Genomic DNA, 24,511 nt, shown 5'->3' on the forward strand with positions numbered 1-24,511 from the left:
AACCAAATCATTATGATATGATAGTCGGCTCGCTAGATAGGATAAGTTATTAACTTAGACTGAATAGCAAAGAGAAATACCCTATATAATCATCTACTGGACGACAGTAGCGTGACACTATTTAAAAGCATAACTAAAGAACAACTTGTGTGGATTTTTGCTGATTCAGAATGCTAAAAAATAAAGTTGACTATCTTTTCTTTTCGGAAAGATTATTAACTATAAAAATTATCATTTAAGACAGCAGAAAAACTCAAAGTTAATTCATTACGAACATAATTTTTAGCGATTTTGCCAGATTAGATGAGCCAAGTTTAGAAGCTTCTTTAAAGAGCTTCATAGCAAGATTAAACTGAAGAGTTTGATCATGGCTCAGATTGAACGCTGGCGGCAGGCTTAACACATGCAAGTCGAGCGGAAACGATGATAGCTTGCTATCAGGCGTCGAGCGGCGGACGGGTGAGTAATACTTAGGAATCTACCTAGTAGTGGGGGATAGCTCGGGGAAACTCGAATTAATACCGCATACGACCTACGGGAGAAAGGGGGCAACTTGTTGCTCTCGCTATTAGATGAGCCTAAGTCGGATTAGCTAGATGGTGGGGTAAAGGCCTACCATGGCGACGATCTGTAGCTGGTCTGAGAGGATGATCAGCCACACCGGGACTGAGACACGGCCCGGACTCCTACGGGAGGCAGCAGTGGGGAATATTGGACAATGGGGGCAACCCTGATCCAGCCATGCCGCGTGTGTGAAGAAGGCCTTTTGGTTGTAAAGCACTTTAAGCAGTGAAGAAGACTCCATGGTTAATACCCATGGACGATGACATTAGCTGCAGAATAAGCACCGGCTAACTCTGTGCCAGCAGCCGCGGTAATACAGAGGGTGCAAGCGTTAATCGGAATTACTGGGCGTAAAGCGAGCGTAGGTGGCTTGATAAGTCAGATGTGAAATCCCCGGGCTTAACCTGGGAACTGCATCTGATACTGTTAGGCTAGAATAGGTGAGAGGAAGGTAGAATTCCAGGTGTAGCGGTGAAATGCGTAGAGATCTGGAGGAATACCGATGGCGAAGGCAGCCTTCTGGCATCATATTGACACTGAGGTTCGAAAGCGTGGGTAGCAAACAGGATTAGATACCCTGGTAGTCCACGCCGTAAACGATGTCTACTAGTCGTTGGGTCCCTTGAGGACTTAGTGACGCAGCTAACGCAATAAGTAGACCGCCTGGGGAGTACGGCCGCAAGGTTAAAACTCAAATGAATTGACGGGGGCCCGCACAAGCGGTGGAGCATGTGGTTTAATTCGATGCAACGCGAAGAACCTTACCTGGTCTTGACATATCTAGAATCCTGCAGAGATGCGGGAGTGCCTTCGGGAATTAGAATACAGGTGCTGCATGGCTGTCGTCAGCTCGTGTCGTGAGATGTTGGGTTAAGTCCCGCAACGAGCGCAACCCTTGTCCTTAGTTACCAGCGGGTTAAGCCGGGAACTCTAAGGATACTGCCAGTGACAAACTGGAGGAAGGCGGGGACGACGTCAAGTCATCATGGCCCTTACGACCAGGGCTACACACGTGCTACAATGGTAGGTACAGAGGGCAGCTACACAGCGATGTGATGCGAATCTCAAAAAGCCTATCGTAGTCCAGATTGGAGTCTGCAACTCGACTCCATGAAGTAGGAATCGCTAGTAATCGCGGATCAGAATGCCGCGGTGAATACGTTCCCGGGCCTTGTACACACCGCCCGTCACACCATGGGAGTTGATTGCACCAGAAGTGGATAGCCTAACCGTAAGGAAGGCGTTCACCACGGTGTGGTTGATGACTGGGGTGAAGTCGTAACAAGGTAGCCGTAGGGGAACCTGCGGCTGGATCACCTCCTTATAGATGGCATTCGGTCAGCAAGAATTCACAACAAGTTGTTCTTTAGTTTAAGCTTACGTTTATAACAAGCGTAATTGGGTCTGTAGCTCAGCTGGTTAGAGCACCGTGTTGATAACGCGGGGGTCAGTGGTTCAAGTCCACTTAGACCCACCATTTTACATGGGGCCATAGCTCAGTTGGTAGAGCGCCTGCCTTGCACGCAGGAGGTCAACGGTTCGACTCCGTTTGGCTCCACCACTATAAACGCAGTAAGCTTTAAATGCCAATAAATACAATAGGTATTCAACAGAAACAAGTGATTTGTATAAGATTACTTCTTTCTGTTTTATACAGAACTTATGACTCGACGAGAGCGTAAGAACTATTTAAAAACATAGATATGAGTCTGGGTTAGGAACACGTGTTCACGCGTTGTTCCTAACCTTAATAACTCACTACTTAACGACATCAGTTGTTATCCCAGTAGTGAGTTATTAAAAAAGTAAAGAGAACTGAATCAAGCGTATAAACATAGGTGATATCGTTATCATAATTAGACTTTATAACACTTAGAAGTTAAGACTTATTTAAAGTCGAGACTACTTGGGGTTGTATGGTCAAGTAATGAAGCGCACATGGTGGATGCCTTGGCAGTCAGAGGCGATGAAAGACGTGACAGCCTGCGATAAGCTTCGGGGAGGCGGCAATATCCTGTGATCCGGAGATTTCTGAATGGGGAAACCCACTTACCATAAGGTAGGTATCTTGTACTTGTACAAGAAGCGAACGAGGGGAAGTGAAACATCTCAGTACCCTTAGGAATAGACATCAAATGAGATTCCCCTAGTAGCGGCGAGCGAACGGGGAGAAGCCGATTAATTCTAATGTAGAAGAACAGCGTGGGAAAGCTGACCGTAGTAGGTGATAGTCCTGTATTCGAAACATTAGAGTTAACATATTAAGTAGAGCGGGGCACGAGAAATCCTGTTTGAAGATGGGGGGACCATCCTCCAAGGCTAAATACTCCTGACTGACCGATAGTGAACCAGTACCGTGAGGGAAAGGCGAAAAGAACCCCTGTGAGGGGAGTGAAATAGAACCTGAAACCGTGTGCGTACAAGCAGTGGGAGCCTTAATTTATTAGGGTGACCGCGTACCTTTTGTATAATGGGTCAGCGACTTATGTTCTGTAGCAAGGTTAACCGTTTAGGGGAGCCGTAGGGAAACCGAGTCTTAATAGGGCGAATTAGTTGCAGGGCATAGACCCGAAACCGAGTGATCTATCCATGAGCAGGTTGAAAGTGCCGTAACAGGCACCGGAGGACCGAACCCACTGTCGTTGAAAAGCCAGGGGATGACTTGTGGATAGGGGTGAAAGGCTAATCAAACTCGGTGATAGCTGGTTCTCCCCGAAAGCTATTTAGGTAGCGCCTCGGACGAACACCATTGGGGGTAGAGCACTGTTTCGGCTAGGGGGTCATACCGACTTACCAAACCGATGCAAACTCCGAATACCGATGAGTGATATCCGGGAGACACACAGTGGGTGCTAACGTCCATTGTGGAGAGGGAAACAACCCAGACCGCCAGCTAAGGCCCCAAATTCCTAGTTAAGTGGGAAACGAGGTGGGAAGGCATAGACAGCTAGGAGGTTGGCTTAGAAGCAGCCATCCTTTAAAGAAAGCGTAATAGCTCACTAGTCGAGTCGGCCCGCGCGGAAGATGTAACGGGGCTCAAACTAGGAGCCGAAGCTGCGGATTTGAATTTGTTTTCAAGTGGTAGGGGAGCGTTGTGTAAGCCTGTGAAGGTGTGTTGTAAAGCATGCTGGAGGTATCACAAGAGCGAATGCTGACGTGAGTAACGATAATGCGAGTGAAAAGCTCGCACGCCGGAAGATCAAGGGTTCCAGTCCAACGTTAATCGGGGCTGGGTGAGTCGACCCCTAAGGCGAGGCCGAAAGGCGTAGTCGATGGGAAATCGGTTAATATTCCGATACTTGTTTATAATGCGATGGAGGGACGGAGTAGGTTATGTCAGCCTGGCGTTGGTTGTCCAGGTGAAAGGATGTAGGTAGACAGTTTAGGCAAATCCGGACTGTCATTATACTGAGATCTGATAGCAAGCTGTACTTGTACAGCGAAGTGGCAAATACCATGCTTCCAGGAAAAGCTTCTAAGCAATAGTTATAAACGAATCGTACCCTAAACCGACACAGGTGATCAGGTAGAGAATACCAAGGCGCTTGAGAGAACTCTGCTGAAGGAACTAGGCAAAATGGTACCGTAACTTCGGGAGAAGGTACGCTGCCGATGGTGATAGGACTTGCTCCTTGAGCTGTTGGCAGTCGCAGATACCAGGCTGCTGCAACTGTTTATTAAAAACACAGCACTCTGCAAACACGAAAGTGGACGTATAGGGTGTGATGCCTGCCCGGTGCTGGAAGGTTAATTGATGGGGTTAGCGTAAGCGAAGCTCTTGATCGAAGCCCCAGTAAACGGCGGCCGTAACTATAACGGTCCTAAGGTAGCGAAATTCCTTGTCGGGTAAGTTCCGACCTGCACGAATGGCATAATGATGGCAGCGCTGTCTCCAGCAGAGACTCAGTGAAATCGAAATCGCAGTGAAGATGCTGTGTACCCGCGGCTAGACGGAAAGACCCCGTGAACCTTTACTACAGCTTTACATTGAACTTTGACCTGACTTGTGCAGGATAGGTGGGAGGCTTTGAAGCCGAGACGCTAGTCTTGGTGGAGCCAATCTTGAAATACCACCCTGGTCATGTTGGGGTTCTAACTCAGGTATAACAATACCGAGGACAATGTATGGTGGGTAGTTTGACTGGGGCGGTCTCCTCCTAAAGAGTAACGGAGGAGTACGAAGGTGCGCTCAGAACGGTCGGAAATCGTTCATAGAGTATAAAGGCAAAAGCGCGCTTAACTGCGAGACCCACAAGTCGAGCAGGTACGAAAGTAGGTCTTAGTGATCCGGTGGTTCTGTATGGAAGGGCCATCGCTCAACGGATAAAAGGTACTCTGGGGATAACAGGCTGATACCGCCCAAGAGTTCATATCGACGGCGGTGTTTGGCACCTCGATGTCGGCTCATCTCATCCTAGGGCTGAAGCAGGTCCTAAGGGTATGGCTGTTCGCCATTTAAAGAGGTACGCGAGCTGGGTTTAGAACGTCGTGAGACAGTTCGGTCCCTATCTACCGTGGGCGTTGGAAATTTGAGAGGATCTGCTCCTAGTACGAGAGGACCAGAGTGGACGAACCTCTGGTGTTCGGGTTGTCACGCCAGTGGCATTGCCCGGTAGCTACGTTCGGATGGGATAACCGCTGAAAGCATCTAAGCGGGAAGCCCACCTCAAGATAAGATTTCCCTAAAGAGCCGTTGAAGACTACGACGTTGATAGGCAGGGTGTGGAAGCACAGCGATGTGTGTAGCTAACCTGTACTAATTGCTCGTTTGGCTTGACCATACAACACCCAAGTGGTTTGTATCAAAGCTCTAATTAATCTATCTTGTAAAGCGAAAGCTTTAGAATAAAGAAAGAATATTTCGATATCACCTTAAACCTTGATTCAGTTAGGTTTATGTTGATGAGACTAAAAGATAATACTTAAAGTCATAATAACAACATCAGACTCATATCTAACCCCCTTTGCTGACGACAATAGCATGATGGCACCACCTGATCCCTTCCCGAACTCAGAAGTGAAACATCATCGCGCCAATGGTAGTGTGGCTCCGGCCATGTGAGAGTAGGTCATCGTCAGCTCTCTATTCCTGAAAAGCCCCTCAACTTAATTGTTGAGGGGCTTTTCTTTCGTGGGTGGTTGCGGTTTATTGGGTGTTCGCGCTTATCATCCACTGTAGAGTGAGTATTAAGCCCATAATTAGAGGTTTTGTTTTAAAAGAGGCTGGTTCTATCTATCATTATTCCATATATAACGAGCTTGATGGCCTTGCATCCTAATCAAATAATATCTTTATGGTATATTCCTAAAATAGAAGTACTTTGTTCTGCTTATTTAAAGCCAGGTATTTCAATGAGTTGTAATATATATAAAATAAAGGCTGATATTAGCTTGACCCCCATCTCAAAGCGCGTATAATGCCACCCAGTCGAAAGGGAAGGATGATTTGGGAAGTGGTTCACCACTTATTATAGTAGCCAGTTATTAACTAAGCTATTCACCAATCAGCCGATAGTTTACAGTTTCAATCAACTACCTTGGTAGTGTAGATAGAAACTTTAAACTAAATAAAATAATTTACTTCTTGACTTACTGATTTAAACGTCTATAATACGCACCTCATTAAGACGAACTGGAATGACTTATATGTGAATTACATATAACAAACCCAGATAACTTATTGAAACAAATTATAAAAAAGCTTGACAAACCAAATCATTATGATATGATAGTCGGCTCGCTAGATAGGATAAGTTATTAACTTAGACTGAATAGCAAAGAGAAATACCCTATATAATCATCTACTGGACGACAGTAGCGTGACACTATTTAAAAGCATAACTAAAGAACAACTTGTGTGGATTTTTGCTGATTCAGAATGCTAAAAAATAAAGTTGACTATCTTTTCTTTTCGGAAAGATTATTAACTATAAAAATTATCATTTAAGACAGCAGAAAAACTCAAAGTTAATTCATTACGAACATAATTTTTAGCGATTTTGCCAGATTAGATGAGCCAAGTTTAGAAGCTTCTTTAAAGAGCTTCATAGCAAGATTAAACTGAAGAGTTTGATCATGGCTCAGATTGAACGCTGGCGGCAGGCTTAACACATGCAAGTCGAGCGGAAACGATGATAGCTTGCTATCAGGCGTCGAGCGGCGGACGGGTGAGTAATACTTAGGAATCTACCTAGTAGTGGGGGATAGCTCGGGGAAACTCGAATTAATACCGCATACGACCTACGGGAGAAAGGGGGCAACTTGTTGCTCTCGCTATTAGATGAGCCTAAGTCGGATTAGCTAGATGGTGGGGTAAAGGCCTACCATGGCGACGATCTGTAGCTGGTCTGAGAGGATGATCAGCCACACCGGGACTGAGACACGGCCCGGACTCCTACGGGAGGCAGCAGTGGGGAATATTGGACAATGGGGGCAACCCTGATCCAGCCATGCCGCGTGTGTGAAGAAGGCCTTTTGGTTGTAAAGCACTTTAAGCAGTGAAGAAGACTCCATGGTTAATACCCATGGACGATGACATTAGCTGCAGAATAAGCACCGGCTAACTCTGTGCCAGCAGCCGCGGTAATACAGAGGGTGCAAGCGTTAATCGGAATTACTGGGCGTAAAGCGAGCGTAGGTGGCTTGATAAGTCAGATGTGAAATCCCCGGGCTTAACCTGGGAACTGCATCTGATACTGTTAGGCTAGAATAGGTGAGAGGAAGGTAGAATTCCAGGTGTAGCGGTGAAATGCGTAGAGATCTGGAGGAATACCGATGGCGAAGGCAGCCTTCTGGCATCATATTGACACTGAGGTTCGAAAGCGTGGGTAGCAAACAGGATTAGATACCCTGGTAGTCCACGCCGTAAACGATGTCTACTAGTCGTTGGGTCCCTTGAGGACTTAGTGACGCAGCTAACGCAATAAGTAGACCGCCTGGGGAGTACGGCCGCAAGGTTAAAACTCAAATGAATTGACGGGGGCCCGCACAAGCGGTGGAGCATGTGGTTTAATTCGATGCAACGCGAAGAACCTTACCTGGTCTTGACATATCTAGAATCCTGCAGAGATGCGGGAGTGCCTTCGGGAATTAGAATACAGGTGCTGCATGGCTGTCGTCAGCTCGTGTCGTGAGATGTTGGGTTAAGTCCCGCAACGAGCGCAACCCTTGTCCTTAGTTACCAGCGGGTTAAGCCGGGAACTCTAAGGATACTGCCAGTGACAAACTGGAGGAAGGCGGGGACGACGTCAAGTCATCATGGCCCTTACGACCAGGGCTACACACGTGCTACAATGGTAGGTACAGAGGGCAGCTACACAGCGATGTGATGCGAATCTCAAAAAGCCTATCGTAGTCCAGATTGGAGTCTGCAACTCGACTCCATGAAGTAGGAATCGCTAGTAATCGCGGATCAGAATGCCGCGGTGAATACGTTCCCGGGCCTTGTACACACCGCCCGTCACACCATGGGAGTTGATTGCACCAGAAGTGGATAGCCTAACCGTAAGGAAGGCGTTCACCACGGTGTGGTTGATGACTGGGGTGAAGTCGTAACAAGGTAGCCGTAGGGGAACCTGCGGCTGGATCACCTCCTTATAGATGGCATTCGGTCAGCAAGAATTCACAACAAGTTGTTCTTTAGTTTAAGCTTACGTTTATAACAAGCGTAATTGGGTCTGTAGCTCAGCTGGTTAGAGCACCGTGTTGATAACGCGGGGGTCAGTGGTTCAAGTCCACTTAGACCCACCATTTTACATGGGGCCATAGCTCAGTTGGTAGAGCGCCTGCCTTGCACGCAGGAGGTCAACGGTTCGACTCCGTTTGGCTCCACCACTATAAACGCAGTAAGCTTTAAATGCCAATAAATACAATAGGTATTCAACAGAAACAAGTGATTTGTATAAGATTACTTCTTTCTGTTTTATACAGAACTTATGACTCGACGAGAGCGTAAGAACTATTTAAAAACATAGATATGAGTCTGGGTTAGGAACACGTGTTCACGCGTTGTTCCTAACCTTAATAACTCACTACTTAACGACATCAGTTGTTATCCCAGTAGTGAGTTATTAAAAAAGTAAAGAGAACTGAATCAAGCGTATAAACATAGGTGATATCGTTATCATAATTAGACTTTATAACACTTAGAAGTTAAGACTTATTTAAAGTCGAGACTACTTGGGGTTGTATGGTCAAGTAATGAAGCGCACATGGTGGATGCCTTGGCAGTCAGAGGCGATGAAAGACGTGACAGCCTGCGATAAGCTTCGGGGAGGCGGCAATATCCTGTGATCCGGAGATTTCTGAATGGGGAAACCCACTTACCATAAGGTAGGTATCTTGTACTTGTACAAGAAGCGAACGAGGGGAAGTGAAACATCTCAGTACCCTTAGGAATAGACATCAAATGAGATTCCCCTAGTAGCGGCGAGCGAACGGGGAGAAGCCGATTAATTCTAATGTAGAAGAACAGCGTGGGAAAGCTGACCGTAGTAGGTGATAGTCCTGTATTCGAAACATTAGAGTTAACATATTAAGTAGAGCGGGGCACGAGAAATCCTGTTTGAAGATGGGGGGACCATCCTCCAAGGCTAAATACTCCTGACTGACCGATAGTGAACCAGTACCGTGAGGGAAAGGCGAAAAGAACCCCTGTGAGGGGAGTGAAATAGAACCTGAAACCGTGTGCGTACAAGCAGTGGGAGCCTTAATTTATTAGGGTGACCGCGTACCTTTTGTATAATGGGTCAGCGACTTATGTTCTGTAGCAAGGTTAACCGTTTAGGGGAGCCGTAGGGAAACCGAGTCTTAATAGGGCGAATTAGTTGCAGGGCATAGACCCGAAACCGAGTGATCTATCCATGAGCAGGTTGAAAGTGCCGTAACAGGCACCGGAGGACCGAACCCACTGTCGTTGAAAAGCCAGGGGATGACTTGTGGATAGGGGTGAAAGGCTAATCAAACTCGGTGATAGCTGGTTCTCCCCGAAAGCTATTTAGGTAGCGCCTCGGACGAACACCATTGGGGGTAGAGCACTGTTTCGGCTAGGGGGTCATACCGACTTACCAAACCGATGCAAACTCCGAATACCGATGAGTGATATCCGGGAGACACACAGTGGGTGCTAACGTCCATTGTGGAGAGGGAAACAACCCAGACCGCCAGCTAAGGCCCCAAATTCCTAGTTAAGTGGGAAACGAGGTGGGAAGGCATAGACAGCTAGGAGGTTGGCTTAGAAGCAGCCATCCTTTAAAGAAAGCGTAATAGCTCACTAGTCGAGTCGGCCCGCGCGGAAGATGTAACGGGGCTCAAACTAGGAGCCGAAGCTGCGGATTTGAATTTGTTTTCAAGTGGTAGGGGAGCGTTGTGTAAGCCTGTGAAGGTGTGTTGTAAAGCATGCTGGAGGTATCACAAGAGCGAATGCTGACGTGAGTAACGATAATGCGAGTGAAAAGCTCGCACGCCGGAAGATCAAGGGTTCCAGTCCAACGTTAATCGGGGCTGGGTGAGTCGACCCCTAAGGCGAGGCCGAAAGGCGTAGTCGATGGGAAATCGGTTAATATTCCGATACTTGTTTATAATGCGATGGAGGGACGGAGTAGGTTATGTCAGCCTGGCGTTGGTTGTCCAGGTGAAAGGATGTAGGTAGACAGTTTAGGCAAATCCGGACTGTCATTATACTGAGATCTGATAGCAAGCTGTACTTGTACAGCGAAGTGGCAAATACCATGCTTCCAGGAAAAGCTTCTAAGCAATAGTTATAAACGAATCGTACCCTAAACCGACACAGGTGATCAGGTAGAGAATACCAAGGCGCTTGAGAGAACTCTGCTGAAGGAACTAGGCAAAATGGTACCGTAACTTCGGGAGAAGGTACGCTGCCGATGGTGATAGGACTTGCTCCTTGAGCTGTTGGCAGTCGCAGATACCAGGCTGCTGCAACTGTTTATTAAAAACACAGCACTCTGCAAACACGAAAGTGGACGTATAGGGTGTGATGCCTGCCCGGTGCTGGAAGGTTAATTGATGGGGTTAGCGTAAGCGAAGCTCTTGATCGAAGCCCCAGTAAACGGCGGCCGTAACTATAACGGTCCTAAGGTAGCGAAATTCCTTGTCGGGTAAGTTCCGACCTGCACGAATGGCATAATGATGGCAGCGCTGTCTCCAGCAGAGACTCAGTGAAATCGAAATCGCAGTGAAGATGCTGTGTACCCGCGGCTAGACGGAAAGACCCCGTGAACCTTTACTACAGCTTTACATTGAACTTTGACCTGACTTGTGCAGGATAGGTGGGAGGCTTTGAAGCCGAGACGCTAGTCTTGGTGGAGCCAATCTTGAAATACCACCCTGGTCATGTTGGGGTTCTAACTCAGGTATAACAATACCGAGGACAATGTATGGTGGGTAGTTTGACTGGGGCGGTCTCCTCCTAAAGAGTAACGGAGGAGTACGAAGGTGCGCTCAGAACGGTCGGAAATCGTTCATAGAGTATAAAGGCAAAAGCGCGCTTAACTGCGAGACCCACAAGTCGAGCAGGTACGAAAGTAGGTCTTAGTGATCCGGTGGTTCTGTATGGAAGGGCCATCGCTCAACGGATAAAAGGTACTCTGGGGATAACAGGCTGATACCGCCCAAGAGTTCATATCGACGGCGGTGTTTGGCACCTCGATGTCGGCTCATCTCATCCTAGGGCTGAAGCAGGTCCTAAGGGTATGGCTGTTCGCCATTTAAAGAGGTACGCGAGCTGGGTTTAGAACGTCGTGAGACAGTTCGGTCCCTATCTACCGTGGGCGTTGGAAATTTGAGAGGATCTGCTCCTAGTACGAGAGGACCAGAGTGGACGAACCTCTGGTGTTCGGGTTGTCACGCCAGTGGCATTGCCCGGTAGCTACGTTCGGATGGGATAACCGCTGAAAGCATCTAAGCGGGAAGCCCACCTCAAGATAAGATTTCCCTAAAGAGCCGTTGAAGACTACGACGTTGATAGGCAGGGTGTGGAAGCACAGCGATGTGTGTAGCTAACCTGTACTAATTGCTCGTTTGGCTTGACCATACAACACCCAAGTGGTTTGTATCAAAGCTCTAATTAATCTATCTTGTAAAGCGAAAGCTTTAGAATAAAGAAAGAATATTTCGATATCACCTTAAACCTTGATTCAGTTAGGTTTATGTTGATGAGACTAAAAGATAATACTTAAAGTCATAATAACAACATCAGACTCATATCTAACCCCCTTTGCTGACGACAATAGCATGATGGCACCACCTGATCCCTTCCCGAACTCAGAAGTGAAACATCATCGCGCCAATGGTAGTGTGGCTCCGGCCATGTGAGAGTAGGTCATCGTCAGCTCTCTATTCCTGAAAAGCCCCTCAACTTAATTGTTGAGGGGCTTTTCTTTCGTGGGTGGTTGCGGTTTATTGGGTGTTCGCGCTCGTTTACTCAGTGTAGAGTGAGTATCCTAGTAGTGCGTTGTCATAAGCTTTTTTTAGAAAAGCTCACCCGTCTCGACCGCTTCTTCAAAATCAAACCCTAACTGCTCGCCTTTGCGCTGTCTCATCTGCTCGATACGCAGCTTACGTCCAGAGACCAGCCGTAGCACCTCACGGCGCTGCTCACTCGTCATCTCATGCCATAACTGACGCTCAGGTCGACTACGTAAGCAGCCAAAGCAATAGCCTTTTTTATTGCTTTGACAGACACCAATGCATGGATTGGCAATCTCGAACAGCTCAAACTGCTGATTCATGGCGGCTCCATTGCTATTTTCGTTATTCCTTTAATGTACCTAATCTCATTCTAAAACACTATTATGTCGCATATAATGAATAATAATGTGCGGTTTTATTGTTACTGTCTTTATTAACGTAATGCTATGCTGAGTTTTTATTATTCATATATAGCAATCATAACAAAATTAATAAGTGAGATTATACGTGAACGTTATTTATATTCATGGGCTCGACAGCGATGCGAACTCTACTAAAGGCAAGTTGTTAGAGGATTATTGCCGCCAGTATCATTCTGATATCAATATATTGCGACCTGATTTGAATAAGACGCCTGATCAAGTTTTCAATCAGATATTGTTATTAATCGAAAATTTGAATAGCAATGGTAATCATGCTGAAGATGGAAAGTTTAAATCGTCAAACACAATATTGGTCGGTAGCTCATTAGGTGGTTATTTTTCCACTTTAATCAGCAATCATACCGGCTGCCCAGCACTACTATTAAATCCTAGTACGCAACCGCATGTGACATTACAGCGCTTTGCTGAAGATTCGGCTGCAAAAAATAATGTTGAAGAAGAGGATTTAGACAGTCATATTATTCATTCGACAACAGGTGGGTGGGATATTACTCATGCAGATTTGCAATGGTTTGCAGCGCATCAGCTATCCACTATTAATTATCCTGATAAAATTTCTGTATTAATCAAAGATGGCGATGAGCTGTTAAATCCCAAACTGTCTAAGCAATTTTATAAAGAACAGGGAGTAACAGTAACCATGCAAGCCGGTGGTGATCACAGGTTTAGTGACTTTGGAGCACAATTGCCAATGGTAATTGAGATGTTAAGGAATTTGCTCTAAGTTCAAATAAATCTGACATAGAGGCTCATAGAGAACTTGGTATATCAAGCAACTTAAATAGACGACATTATCTGACGTGAGCGACTGACTATTACCGTTACCGTCGCTATTTTTCGTTATAATGGTCGAATAGAATTAATCGCACATGAATAGTTAAGGATGCATTTGTGAGTCAATATAATGCGCAATCGTTAGAAGTTTTAGAAGGGCTTGAGCCCGTCCGTCGTCGCCCAGGTATGTATACCGATACCACCCGTCCCAATCATTTGGCGCAAGAAGTTATTGATAACTCAGTCGATGAAGCATTGGCGGGTTATGCCAAGGTTATCAAAGTGCAGTTGCATAGTGATGGTTCTTTATCAGTCGAAGATGATGGCCGCGGCATGCCAACCGATATTCATCCCGAATTTAATCAAACGGGTATTGAGCTGATTCTAACCCGTCTGCATGCTGGTGGTAAGTTTTCAACATCTAACTATGAAGTTTCAGGCGGCTTACACGGTGTAGGCATCTCTGTCGTCAATGCGCTATCAACGCGAGTAGAAGTGACGGTATGGCGTGATAGTACGCAGTTTGAGATGGCGTTCGAGAATGGTGCAGCAGTCACACCTTTAACCGAAACCATCAGCTCAAATAAACGTAAGCGCGGTACCAAAGTACATTTTTGGGCCGATGGCAGCTTTTTTGATACGCCTAAATTTAACGTCAAACAGCTTAAGCACAATCTAAAAGCTAAAGCCGTGTTGGCTGCTGGTCTAACAATTGAGTTCGTTGATGATATTAATAATGAAAAAGTCGTTTGGCAGTTTACTGATGGTGTTGTTGAGTATTTAAACGAGCAGCTAGATGGTTTAGAGACCTTACCTGAAGCACCGTTTTATTATAATTACAATGCCAAAGCAGGCGAACGAGCAGGTATTACCTTTGCATTGTCTTGGCTGCCCGATGGCGGCACGCCTGTACAAGAAAGCTATGTAAACCTTATCCCGACTGCGCAAGGCGGTACGCACGTTAATGGTCTACGCACCGGTATCTTGGAAGCGTTACGCGAGTTTTGTGATATTCATAATCTACTGCCACGTAGTGTCAAGCTGACGGCAGAAGATGTATGGGATGGGGTGAACTATATCCTATCGCTTAAGTTTTCTGAGCCACAATTTTCGGGTCAAACCAAAGAGCGCTTATCAAGTCGTGAAGCGGCTGGTGCGGTGCAGACATTAGCAAAGGATGCCTTTAGCTTGTGGCTAAACCAGCATGCTGATATGGGTACCCAAATTGCCGAGTTGGCGATTAATAAAGCAGGTCGTCGTCTAAAATCAGCGAAAAAAGTTGCGCGTAAGAAAATCACGCAAGGTCCTGCATTGCCGGGTAAATTAGCAGACTGTCGTGGGGATTTGCGTGATGGCGCAGAGCTGTTTTTAGTGGAGGGTGATTCTGCGGGTGGTAGTGCCAAGCAAGCGCGCGATCGTCATTATCAGGCGATATTGCCACTGCGTGGTAAGATTTTAAATACGTGGGAAGTATCATCAGATACAGTTTTATCAAGCCAAGAGATTCATGATATTGCCATTGCTATCGGCGTCGATCCAGCGTCAGATGACTTATCTGAGCTGCGCTATGACAAAGTATGTATTTTAGCGGATGCGGACTCTGATGGTTTGCATATTGCTACGCTGATTTGCGCCCTGTTTGTTAAGCATTTCCCTGCCTTGGTAGATGCCGGTCATTTATTTGTAGCGATGCCGCCTTTATATCGTGTCGATGTCGGTAAAGAGGTGCATTATGCGCTCGATGAGCCTGAGCTTGCGCATATTTTGGCCAATGTACCGGGCAATAAGAAAGCGCAAATCACACGTTTCAAAGGCTTGGGTGAAATGAGCGCAGAGCAGCTACGAGAGACCACCATGAACCGTGATACCCGCCGTCTAGTGCAGTTAGATATGGATGATATGGTATTGACCAATAGCGTGATGGATATGCTATTGGCTAAAAAGCGCGCGGCAGATCGTAAGTCTTGGCTTGAGAACAAAGGTAACTTAGCCGATATTTCCTAAAGAGTGATGAGAGAGCAGGAATAGGCGTCGATTTTATAGGCTTTATTTATATATGTTCATATATATAAACCCCACTCTCAACTTGAAATAAGCAAATCAAACTGAAGAGGCGGGTTACCAAGTTTTTTATTGAGTACAAAGCACAGATTGTGTGACAGAATCTTACGAATCAATCGATGAGACAAATGCCATAAATCTCTTGCTCTCACTCTTTGTATATTAAATCGTTCTGATAGCTGACCAATGACTGTTTCAACGATACGGCGGGCTTTCATTAGCCGCCTTACCACAGGTTTGGGTCTATCCTCTTTCATGTTGGCTCTGAGTGGCGTTTGTAAATCCACGCCTTGAGCGTCGTAGTACGATGTCAGACTAGGGCTGATATACCCTTTATCAGCGCCAAGTAGCCCATGAATATGAGTGGTGATTTCTGGGGCAACCGCTCTTTCATCAACATTGGCAGGAGCAAAGGTAAAGCCTTTAATCATGCCCGATAAGTTAACAAGCAAATGGCCTTCAAAGCCATAGTACCTCTCTTGCTTAGCGGCACAGTAGCTAAAAGCCGCTAAGTCTTGATAGTTTTTATGCCGATAAGCGCGTCCATAATGACAGACGGGTATCGGAAAGCCATCCATAAAATGAATGTTGTCACGGCCTTCAATTTGACTGACTTTATCTTGTATCTGCTGTTTGACTTGCCACAGATTAGCGCAATGCTTTGCGAAGTTAGGATATGAGCCGATGGCTGGAAACCAGGCTTGCCAATGCTGGGTAAAGTATTGCCAAATCTGTTTGTCTTGATCAAGGTTTAAAAATTCACCGACCATCTCCATGCAAATAACCTCAGGATCACTCAGCTTTGGTGCGTAACCTGCACCTCGCAAGGGTTTAGTAACGACTGTTTTGTAATATTGCTCTACCATTAAATAGATATTGATGATAAATTCGTCTATGGGCATCTCATGACTCCATTGTATTCTTGGTCGAAAACAATAGATTAGTGAGGTGCTCTTCTTTTTTCAATCACTTTCGAAGTTGAGAGTGGGGTATATATAAATAATTGAGTAAGCTATCAGGTAATAAAAGCCTGCAAAATTCAGCTAAGCAGCACAAGCTTAATGTTATTATGTAGCTATCTTTTATTACATGGTGCCGTTATGACATCAAAGCTATTTAACCGTTCTAAATCAACTGCTTCTAAGCCTACGCGCTCAAAAGTATTCCCGACATTAAGCAGAAAACATTTGGGTAATTTGGTCCCAAGGCGTGGTAATAAAGCTGCGCCAATTATCGCATCAGCGTTATTAAAGGCCGCGGGCTGGCGTACGGTTGGTGAGATTCCAAACATTCCGCAGGCCGTGGTTTTAGCGCTGCCGCATACCTCTAACGTCGATGGTATTTATGCGATACCGAGCTTATTTGCCCTAGATTTAAAAATAAGCATTATGGGTAAGCATACGCTGTTTAAAGTGCCATTATTTGCGCAGCTATTAAATTGGATAGGGGTTATTCCTATCGATCGCGGTAATAAAGGCTCGGTATTGCAAGCGAGTATCGATAAATTCAAAACCGGTAAACCACTGTTTTTGGGTTTAGCGCCAGAAGGTACGCGGCAATATACCGAAAGCTGGAAATCGGGATTTTATTATTTGGCAGTAGGTGCTGGTGTGCCAATTTTGCCCGTGGCGATGGATTATAAGACCAAAGAGATACGTTTTATGTCGCTGGTTTATCCTAGCGGTGATATCGACGCTGATTTGCCAAAAATCTACGCCCAGTATCAGGGCGTGATACCAAGACATCCTGAGCGTTTATCGCAGCCTTTACAGGATATTAATAAGCAGATTGATTAAAATCTACCTTTCTTATTACTAAGTATCGTCTTATTACTAATTATCTATAGTAAAGAAGCCCCTGATAGCAAAATATCAGGGGCTTCTTTTTAACCTTAAAGTGATAAGATTTAGGCTAAACTGAATTTCTGTTTAGAAATGCGGCTGACCATTAGACGCGCTGACACCGCCATCAACGGGCAAGTTCACCCCAGTAATCATAGACGCATCATCGCTCGCCAAAAAGGTAATGGCAGCGGCAACTTCCTCTGGAGCGGCAAGACGGCCAAGTGGGCAGCGGTCTAAAAACTTATCGGTTTTGCTGCTATCATCTTGAATGGCGCTGGTCATATCGGTTTTAGTAACGCTTGGATTGACGGCATTGACGCGCACGCCATCTGCGCCGTGGTCTAAAGCTAGGGTGCGCGTTAAATTACTGATACCGGCTTTGGCGGCATTATAAGCGGCCATATTCCAGTCACCACCGATGCCAGACAGCGACGAGACATTGATAATATTGCCTTTGGTGGCAATCAGATGTGGCATCGCCGCCTGACAAACATAAAACGTGCCATTTAAATTCACATCGATGGCCGACTCCCAGTCTTCAGAAGACAGCTCGGTGATTTTTCCTTGTATGGCTTTACCGGCATTATTCACCAAAACGTCAATTCTCTCAAACTTGTCGATGACTCTTTTCATCATTTCTTGTACTTGAGCTTCTACGCTGATGTCACAGATGACAGTCAAAAAATTGTCGGTATGAATCCAAGTTCGGTCCTGTGGAAACGCTTCAGCGGTTTCCTGCAAGGTTTCAGCGGTACGTCCAACTAAAACAACGTTTGCGCCTTCATTTGCAAAGCGAATGGCGGTCGCGCGACCAATACCTGAGCCCGCACCGGTGACGATAACGGTTTTTTCTTTAAAGCGTTTCATGATGTTCAGTCCTTGTTATCATATGATGGTGATTATATAGAGAAAATCTTTGAGCCTGTGCTAGGGTGCTTGATTAGCTCGCGCAACTTTGATTGCTTTTATGCCATCATAACAACTCACTGCTACGAAAGCGACTGTGTATAATTGCGCTTATGTTGTTTAATCTTTTGCTAAAAGCAATGGCAAAGATTATTAGGCTAACATGCATTGTATTCGTTGCAAGTCATACGTCACCATATACATTTAATATTAAAAGGTTGGAATTGTGTCAAATTCGACTACTGCGATTGCTGATAAGCCTTATCTTGGCAATGAGCTAGCCTGCTATGTGCAGACTGATAACTTAGAGATGCTATTGCCTGCTATACAAGCACTTGAAGCGCCACATAAAATCCAATATAAGGCTCAAAAACTGGCTTACCAGTTATCTTTAGGTGAATTGCAGTTGTTAGAGCTGGTGGTTTATTTACCTGAGGGTATGCCTGCCGCTGATATCGAAAGCGTGCGTAATACCGCTATTAAAGCAGTATTAGCATGGCATAAAGGTTATTTATCTGGGCAAAAAGCCAATATGGTGTCCACGATAGAAGTGTTGGTCTTTGATATTCAGTTTAAAAGTGATATTGAGGAATCAAGCAATGTTGCAGACAGAGACAATCGGCATGGCAAATATAAACGCTTAAAACATGATTTTCCTGCCCGCTATTTTATGGAAGATTTAATTATAGATATGAGTGATAACGGGCAGTTGTTACAAATATTTGGCTGGCACGACTGGCAATCGATACTCACTGCGCTTCATACCCCATGCGAATTGTGGCGATTTTTAAGATATCGCTTAGAGCAGCTGCAACGGAGCGCTATTAGTCATGTGCCAAGCTTTGAGTCTGAAGAGGCGTTGATTAATAACTTCGTAAACAGTTCAACGTTATTTACCCAAGCTATCGCCATAGACAATGCGCTGATTAAATATGGTATGCAGGATGCGCCCAATGCCGCCCTGATTGCTATGGCGCTTGCACAAAAAAATCATAGTCCTACTAGCCAGATGTATCAGCAGCATATGCAGCAAGCGGCTATTTTATGGTCACAGCTTAGCAGCCAAATGATAACGACGGTTAGTGAAAAGTTTATTGCTAAGAAAGGTAAGGAGCAGCAGGGTAATAAGCCATTTACAGAAGCAGAAAAACAGCAGCAACAAACAGAGCTTTCTCATTGGCAGCAGCAAATACTAGATGAATCATTGTTTTCGCGCCATGAGCTGGTTCGTACTTTATATCGGCATCCAAAGCAGCAGCAAAGTCTGCAACAACAAGGCTATGTCGTCCATCAACATTCCTATGAGCGTTTAGGTCGGCACTATGTGCTGATATTTTATGGACAGGATGCAGAAGGACAGCATAGCAAAAAAGCTATTCAACCGAGCTTGGCGAAAATTGCTTTAGACGTTGCCACACGTTTACCGATAGCTGAGCTGCACCACGTTATTGTGCTTGGAATAGACTTTATCACAGAGGATAAAGATAGCTTTATGGATATTGACTTATGGATACAGCCGGTCGATGCCATGAGCCAGCGCGAGCGTCAACTGAGCAAGCAACTTCAGCGCTTACAGCAGCAGAACCAAAAATAAAAACGATACGTTATAGCTGTGTGCGACTGGTATCGATTTCAAAGTAATCCTACTATAGTAGAAATAGGCTTAAAGTTTAATATTTCAGCATGCGATGACGAATTTAAATAACAGAAAACTCAAATAAAAAATCTTCAATAAAGGCTTAATCAGTAAGCATAAAAAAGACAGCCGAAGCTGTCTTTTTTATTTAAGTTAACGACTATCCATTACTAAATGATAAGTTATTTCAAATTATCATTGTCGTTGCCAGTAGGGAAACCATTATTGTTGATATTACTGTCATCGGTTTCGATATGGTTAATATCAACCGGTTCAGAACCCAAATCGTTTCTTGAATCTAAGTCATTACTTGTGCCTAAGTTGCTAGGCGTAACAGTATTTGAGCTTAAGTTATTTGGCGTACTGGTGGCAGCAGGCGTCGTAGATACGGTTGATGCAGGCGTGGTGTTGCTCGCTGCATTTGGCGTATTCTCACGAACTGACGCGGCAAACTTATCTTGAGTTGACGAGTTAGGTGTCAAAGCAGATTTCGCTTTTGCTTCATCACGCTCTCTATCCATTTTATCCTGCATCTTGCGTAGGAAGCGAGCTGCTGCTTCTTGACCGCCAAGACCAAATGATAGAGCAAACGCTACCGCAACCGCACCTAAGGTTAGACCAAATGCGAGGTTAACAATAGAGTCAGCAATACCCATCGCTTTTAGACCCATGGCCAATACTAAGCCCATGATTAATACACGGACGATGTTTGCTAAGAACTGTGAACCTTGCTCAGAGCGCTCAACGACACCAGCGATGATGTTGGCAAGCCAAAAGCCAATAAACAGAATGACCGCGCCGAGGATGATGTTGGCACCAAACGCGATAAACATAGTGATGATGGCTGAGATAGGCTCAAAACCTAGTAAATCAGCGGCAGCGATAGCAGCAAACAACATCGCAAAGAAGATAATCGCATAACCCACTAGGTCAGAGATTTTCTTATCGCCCATCGTCTGCTCTAAACCAACTTTCGCAGGCAACTGATTAATTTGGGTGTTTTCAAGTAGACCTTTGATGATGTTGGCAACCATACGTACGACATAGAAGGTGACGATTAAAATCGCCGCTGCCATAAAGATATTTGGCAATGCTTCCATAATTTTATTAAGCATATTAGTCGCAGGGCGAGCAATCACATCGATTTTTAAGGCATTTAAAGCTGCAATAATCGTTGGAATGATAACCACTAAAAATGCTAATGAACCTGCGATATTAGGCAAGCTGTTTTGTTCGCTTAGGCCTGCTTTGGTTGCGAGCTTCTGTACATCAAAAGTAGAAACTAAGTTGGTTACAATGCCGCGTACGACTTTGGCGATGATATAACCCACCACAAAGACCACACCAGCGATAAGGATATTAGGAATAAAGCTGAAGATTTTATCAACCATATTGGTCAATGGTGCAAATAAACCATCAAGCTCTAACTGACCAAGTACCATGGTCAATACAATCAACAGGATAAACCAGTAAACCATATCAGCAATGGTGCTGCTCATTGGCTTTACGCCAGCCTTGGCACTTAAACGCTCATCCATCGAGGTTTTTGCTAACGCTGCGTTAATCGCTGTACGAGCAACGGTGGCAATAACCCAACCAACCACACCAACAGCAACCGCCGCAATGATATTTGGTATAAAGGTCAAGACTTGGTTGACCATATTAGCAAATGGGGTTGAGATAGAATTCAGATTTAATTGACTTAACGCGCCAGCGATGGCGATGATGAAAATAAACCAGAAAACGATTTTTGAGATAATACCCTCTAAATCGTAGCTTTTACCCGTAGAAGAATTCATACGCTGGTTGAGGTTAATCTTCGATAGCACACCGCGTACAAGGGCGGCGATACCTAGTGCCACAAGCCAGCCAATGATAAAAATTAGAATAGCGCCGATGATGGAGCCAATAGGGCCACCCAGATAACCGTTGAACGATGTATACATTGGATTCATCCTGTCCTCCTTGAATGTTCATGTATCAGCCGTCAAATAATCCACGCTATTAAATATATACTATCGAATAGAAACAGGATTATTTGCAGGAAACACATACCTAGTTATTAGTATTTTTGATTTAAGTTATTTAAAAAGCGGTTCTAAACAGAGAACAATCAACACTTTATGTCAATTGTTAACAAAAACTACGTTCTGTTACTTCATACCTTAACTAATTTAGCTTAGCTGATGTAATGAAGGATTTAAAGACAGAAAGCTTAACTGCTTACTATAGTTGTGTGATAAGTTGTTATTTTTGCGGCAAATATTAACATAGACTGTACATTTGACCGATAATTTCACGGGAATCATAGCTCCTAAAACTAAGATTTGTTATGATAGAAGAATGTGACATCTCGCCACTATCCTTATAATTTGAGAGTATTCTATGAAAAAAATTACTACCTTAAGCATTAGTGCCCTTGCTAGTGCGATGTTATTAATCACCGGCTGTAACGCCAGCAATGGTAATAAAGAAACCGCCAGCAAAAGCGTTTCAGTAACTGAAAAAAGCCCAGCCAATGAAAAAGTGGGTTACAGTTTGGGTTATATGATGGCAGAAGGTAATAAAGAAGCGGTCGGCGATCTCAATCTTGATACTTTTGAAAAAGGCTTCCGTGACGGCTATGAAGGCAAAGAGTCAGCATTGACGCAAGAGCAAATGGAAGAAGTATTGATGACCTATCAAAAAGAACAAGAAGAGAAGTTTGTTAAAGATATGGAAACCAAAGCTGGCGAAAATAAAACCAAAGGTGCGGCATTCTTAGCAGAGAACGGCAAGAAAGCTGGCGTAAAAACCACCGCTTCTGGCTTACAATATAAAGTATTGACCGCTGGTACAGGCAAATCACCAAAAGCAACTGACGTGGTTGAAGTAAACTACGAAGGTAAATTGATTGACGGTACGGTATTTGATAGCTCTTATGAGCGCGGTGAGCCAATCGAATTCCCACTAAACCAAGTCATCGCTGGCTGGACGGAAGGTCTACAGTTGATGAAAGAAGGTGGCAAATACGAGTTCTATATCCCATCTGATATCGCTTATGGCGAAGCGGGTAACGCAGGTATCGAGCCAAACAGCACGCTTATCTTTACCGTTGAGCTATTAAAAGTAAAATAAGGCGTTATTAGGCTTTTAACTGTTTTAACCCAAAGTGGTTATAAAAAAATGGTTATAAGAAAGCGCTTATAAAAAATAAAAAGCCCTCATACATTATGAGGGCTTTTTCGTGCGCGGCAGTTAAAGGTTAATTATCAATTGATTAATGAATGAAGGGCTAACTAACCAATTAACTCGCGGCTTATAGAGTTTTTTTAAATTACAAAGTCTTTTGGAACACTTTAGAATTACGACCGTTATTATATTTTTCACGGCGCGCTTCAGGCAATGCGCTTGCTTCAACTTCCGCAAACCCTTGCTCGACAAACCAATGGGCGGTACGAGTGGTCAGCACAAATAACTTATGCAGACCATGGCTGCGTGCTTGCTGCTCTAAAAATGCCAGCAAGTCAGCACCGCGGCTGCCACTACGGTATTCAGGATGTACCGCCACACAAGCGACTTCTGCTGAATCTGCATCCAACGGATAAAGCGCGGCACAGCCTAAAATCATGCCGTCACGTTCAATGACGCTATAGTTATCAATCTCTTGTTCTAAGCGTTCGCGTGAGCGGCTGACCAAGATACCTTGTTCTTCTAGCGGTGATAATAGCTCAATCAGTCCGACCACATCGTCAATATTGGCACGGCGAATCTCTTCATACGGGTCATGGCTAATCAAGGTGCCAGAACCATCACGGGTAAATAGCTCTTCGAGGAGCGCGCCATTTTTGGCATAAGAGATAATATGGGTGCGATGAACCCCTTGGCGGCAGGCATTACTGGCGCAGCTTAAGAAATAATTAATCTCACAGTTTAAATCACGGTCACGTAAGAAGCGGTCGACTTCATTTGGAATCATCTCACGTAGCAAACGATTATCATGATTGATACCGGCTTCTTCGCCTAAGAATATCAGCTTATCGGCACCAAGCGCCACAGCGGCACTAAGAGCAACGTCTTCAGCCAATAAGTTAAAGACTTCACCAGTCGCTGAATAACCCATAGACCCTAAAATCACGATATGGTCATGTAAAAGGTTGTTTTTAATGGCTTCAACATCGATAGAGCGCACTTCACCGGTCATCTGATAATCAACGCCATCACGGATACCATAAGGACGGGCGGTGACAAAATTACCTGAGACTGCATCAATACGCGAGCCGTACATGGGTGAGTTTGCCAAGCCCATCGATAGTTGGGCTTCGATTTGCAAACGAATCGCGCCAACGGCTTGTAAAATAGACGGCATGGCGACGCGCGGGGTCACGCGAATATCTTGATGCAATGGTGAGGCAATGTCTGCGTCTTTGAGGTTTTTTTCGATTTGCGGTCGCGCCCCGTGTACCAATACCAGCTTGATGCCCAAGCTGTGCAATAAAGCAAAGTCATGAATCAAGGTACTGAAATTTGGATGATTGACCGCCTCACCGCCAAACATAATCACGAAAGTCTTACCGCGATGGGTATTAATGTAAGGGGCAGAGTTACGGAACCAGTGAACGTATTCGGGGTTAATCTGTGGCATGGCGCTAGTAGTCATAATGGGAGCAATAGTCGTTAGAATAAGAAAAGGAGCGTGACAGCAAAAGCCTGTCGCTAATGAATTACCATAGCAAAAAACGCCGTTATGAGCTATCTTTTATTTCAGTCGTATTAAGAAGTCTTGGTAGTAAATAGATGATATACACAACCTCAACACGGGATTAGTGTACCGCCAAACGCTTTTTGTTATGCTAAGCGCTATTGCTTTAGTC

Annotated in this window: 10 protein-coding genes, 4 tRNA genes and 6 rRNA genes; 15 read left to right on the forward strand and 5 right to left on the reverse strand. The window is 44.9% G+C overall.

Going from position 1 to position 24,511, the window contains the following annotated elements:
* Nucleotides 1–349 precede the first annotated feature (349 nt).
* From QJS82_RS12555 to rrf (QJS82_RS12600), 10 genes are all read left to right on the forward strand, one after another.
* Nucleotides 350–1,888: ribosomal RNA gene (locus QJS82_RS12555) — 16S ribosomal RNA — on the forward strand.
* 76 nt (nt 1,889–1,964) lie between these two features.
* Nucleotides 1,965–2,041 (forward strand) — tRNA-Ile (locus tag QJS82_RS12560).
* An 8-nt stretch (nt 2,042–2,049) separates the two neighbouring features.
* A tRNA-Ala gene (locus QJS82_RS12565) sits at nt 2,050–2,125 on the forward strand.
* Nucleotides 2,126–2,482: 357 nt separating this feature from the next.
* Nucleotides 2,483–5,345, forward strand: a 23S ribosomal RNA gene (locus QJS82_RS12570).
* A 185-nt stretch (nt 5,346–5,530) separates the two neighbouring features.
* Nucleotides 5,531–5,645: ribosomal RNA gene (rrf, locus tag QJS82_RS12575) — 5S ribosomal RNA — on the forward strand.
* 976 nt (nt 5,646–6,621) lie between these two features.
* A 16S ribosomal RNA gene (locus QJS82_RS12580) occupies nt 6,622–8,160 on the forward strand.
* A 76-nt stretch (nt 8,161–8,236) separates the two neighbouring features.
* Nucleotides 8,237–8,313, forward strand: a tRNA-Ile gene (locus tag QJS82_RS12585).
* A gap of 8 nt (nt 8,314–8,321) precedes the next feature.
* Nucleotides 8,322–8,397: transfer RNA gene (locus QJS82_RS12590), tRNA-Ala, on the forward strand.
* A 357-nt stretch (nt 8,398–8,754) separates the two neighbouring features.
* Nucleotides 8,755–11,617: ribosomal RNA gene (locus QJS82_RS12595) — 23S ribosomal RNA — on the forward strand.
* A 185-nt stretch (nt 11,618–11,802) separates the two neighbouring features.
* A 5S ribosomal RNA gene (gene rrf / locus QJS82_RS12600) occupies nt 11,803–11,917 on the forward strand.
* Together the 16S, 23S and 5S rRNA genes with 4 tRNA genes alongside form the textbook arrangement of a ribosomal RNA operon.
* Nucleotides 11,918–12,053: 136 nt before the next feature.
* On the opposite strand, the gene QJS82_RS12605 is transcribed toward rrf (QJS82_RS12600), so the two are convergent.
* Nucleotides 12,054–12,314 (reverse strand): DUF1289 domain-containing protein, encoded by a 261-nt coding sequence (locus tag QJS82_RS12605; protein ID WP_281490713.1) that lies wholly within the window; start codon nt 12,312–12,314, stop codon nt 12,054–12,056.
* A 187-nt stretch (nt 12,315–12,501) separates the two neighbouring features.
* Between QJS82_RS12605 and QJS82_RS12610 the strand changes: the two genes are divergently transcribed.
* Nucleotides 12,502–13,161 (forward strand): YqiA/YcfP family alpha/beta fold hydrolase, encoded by a 660-nt coding sequence (locus QJS82_RS12610; protein WP_281490714.1) that lies wholly within the window; start codon nt 12,502–12,504, stop codon nt 13,159–13,161.
* Between the two features lie 167 nt (nt 13,162–13,328).
* Nucleotides 13,329–15,215: a DNA topoisomerase IV subunit B gene (parE, locus tag QJS82_RS12615; RefSeq protein WP_201620447.1), complete on the forward strand. Its 1,887-nt coding sequence runs from the start codon at nt 13,329–13,331 to the stop codon at nt 15,213–15,215.
* Nucleotides 15,216–15,292: 77 nt separating this feature from the next.
* On the opposite strand, the gene QJS82_RS12620 is transcribed toward parE, so the two are convergent.
* A complete protein-coding gene (locus QJS82_RS12620) occupies nt 15,293–16,174 on the reverse strand; it encodes an IS982 family transposase (protein ID WP_281490715.1) in 882 nt (293 codons plus the stop codon).
* A gap of 198 nt (nt 16,175–16,372) precedes the next feature.
* Between QJS82_RS12620 and QJS82_RS12625 the strand changes: the two genes are divergently transcribed.
* Nucleotides 16,373–17,068, forward strand: a complete 696-nt coding sequence (locus QJS82_RS12625; protein ID WP_281490716.1) for a lysophospholipid acyltransferase family protein — start codon at nt 16,373–16,375, stop codon at nt 17,066–17,068.
* Nucleotides 17,069–17,200: 132 nt separating this feature from the next.
* Here QJS82_RS12625 and budC read toward each other — a convergent pair whose 3' ends face one another.
* Complete coding sequence (gene budC, locus QJS82_RS12630) at nt 17,201–17,983, reverse strand: meso-2,3-butanediol dehydrogenase (protein ID WP_201563939.1); 783 nt, start codon at nt 17,981–17,983, stop codon at nt 17,201–17,203.
* Nucleotides 17,984–18,248: 265 nt separating this feature from the next.
* Between budC and QJS82_RS12635 the strand changes: the two genes are divergently transcribed.
* Nucleotides 18,249–19,616 (forward strand): hypothetical protein, encoded by a 1,368-nt coding sequence (locus QJS82_RS12635; RefSeq protein WP_281490717.1) that lies wholly within the window; start codon nt 18,249–18,251, stop codon nt 19,614–19,616.
* A gap of 224 nt (nt 19,617–19,840) precedes the next feature.
* Here the strand turns inward: QJS82_RS12635 and QJS82_RS12640 are convergent, their stop codons facing one another.
* The gene (locus QJS82_RS12640; RefSeq protein WP_281490718.1) at nt 19,841–21,613 is read right to left on the reverse strand and encodes a mechanosensitive ion channel; all 1,773 of its coding nucleotides are present in this window, start codon (nt 21,611–21,613) and stop codon (nt 19,841–19,843) included.
* A gap of 430 nt (nt 21,614–22,043) precedes the next feature.
* On the opposite strand from QJS82_RS12640, the gene QJS82_RS12645 reads away from it, so the two are divergent.
* Complete coding sequence (locus QJS82_RS12645) at nt 22,044–22,775, forward strand: BamJ family beta-barrel-assembly machinery protein (RefSeq protein ID WP_281490719.1); 732 nt, start codon at nt 22,044–22,046, stop codon at nt 22,773–22,775.
* 199 nt (nt 22,776–22,974) lie between these two features.
* On the opposite strand, the gene argA is transcribed toward QJS82_RS12645, so the two are convergent.
* A complete protein-coding gene (gene argA, locus QJS82_RS12650) occupies nt 22,975–24,297 on the reverse strand; it encodes an amino-acid N-acetyltransferase (protein ID WP_201563945.1) in 1,323 nt (440 codons plus the stop codon).
* Nucleotides 24,298–24,511 lie beyond the last annotated feature (214 nt).

It is taken from the genome of Psychrobacter maritimus (genome assembly GCF_029953575.1).
In the GTDB taxonomy this organism is placed as follows: domain Bacteria; phylum Pseudomonadota; class Gammaproteobacteria; order Pseudomonadales; family Moraxellaceae; genus Psychrobacter; species Psychrobacter maritimus.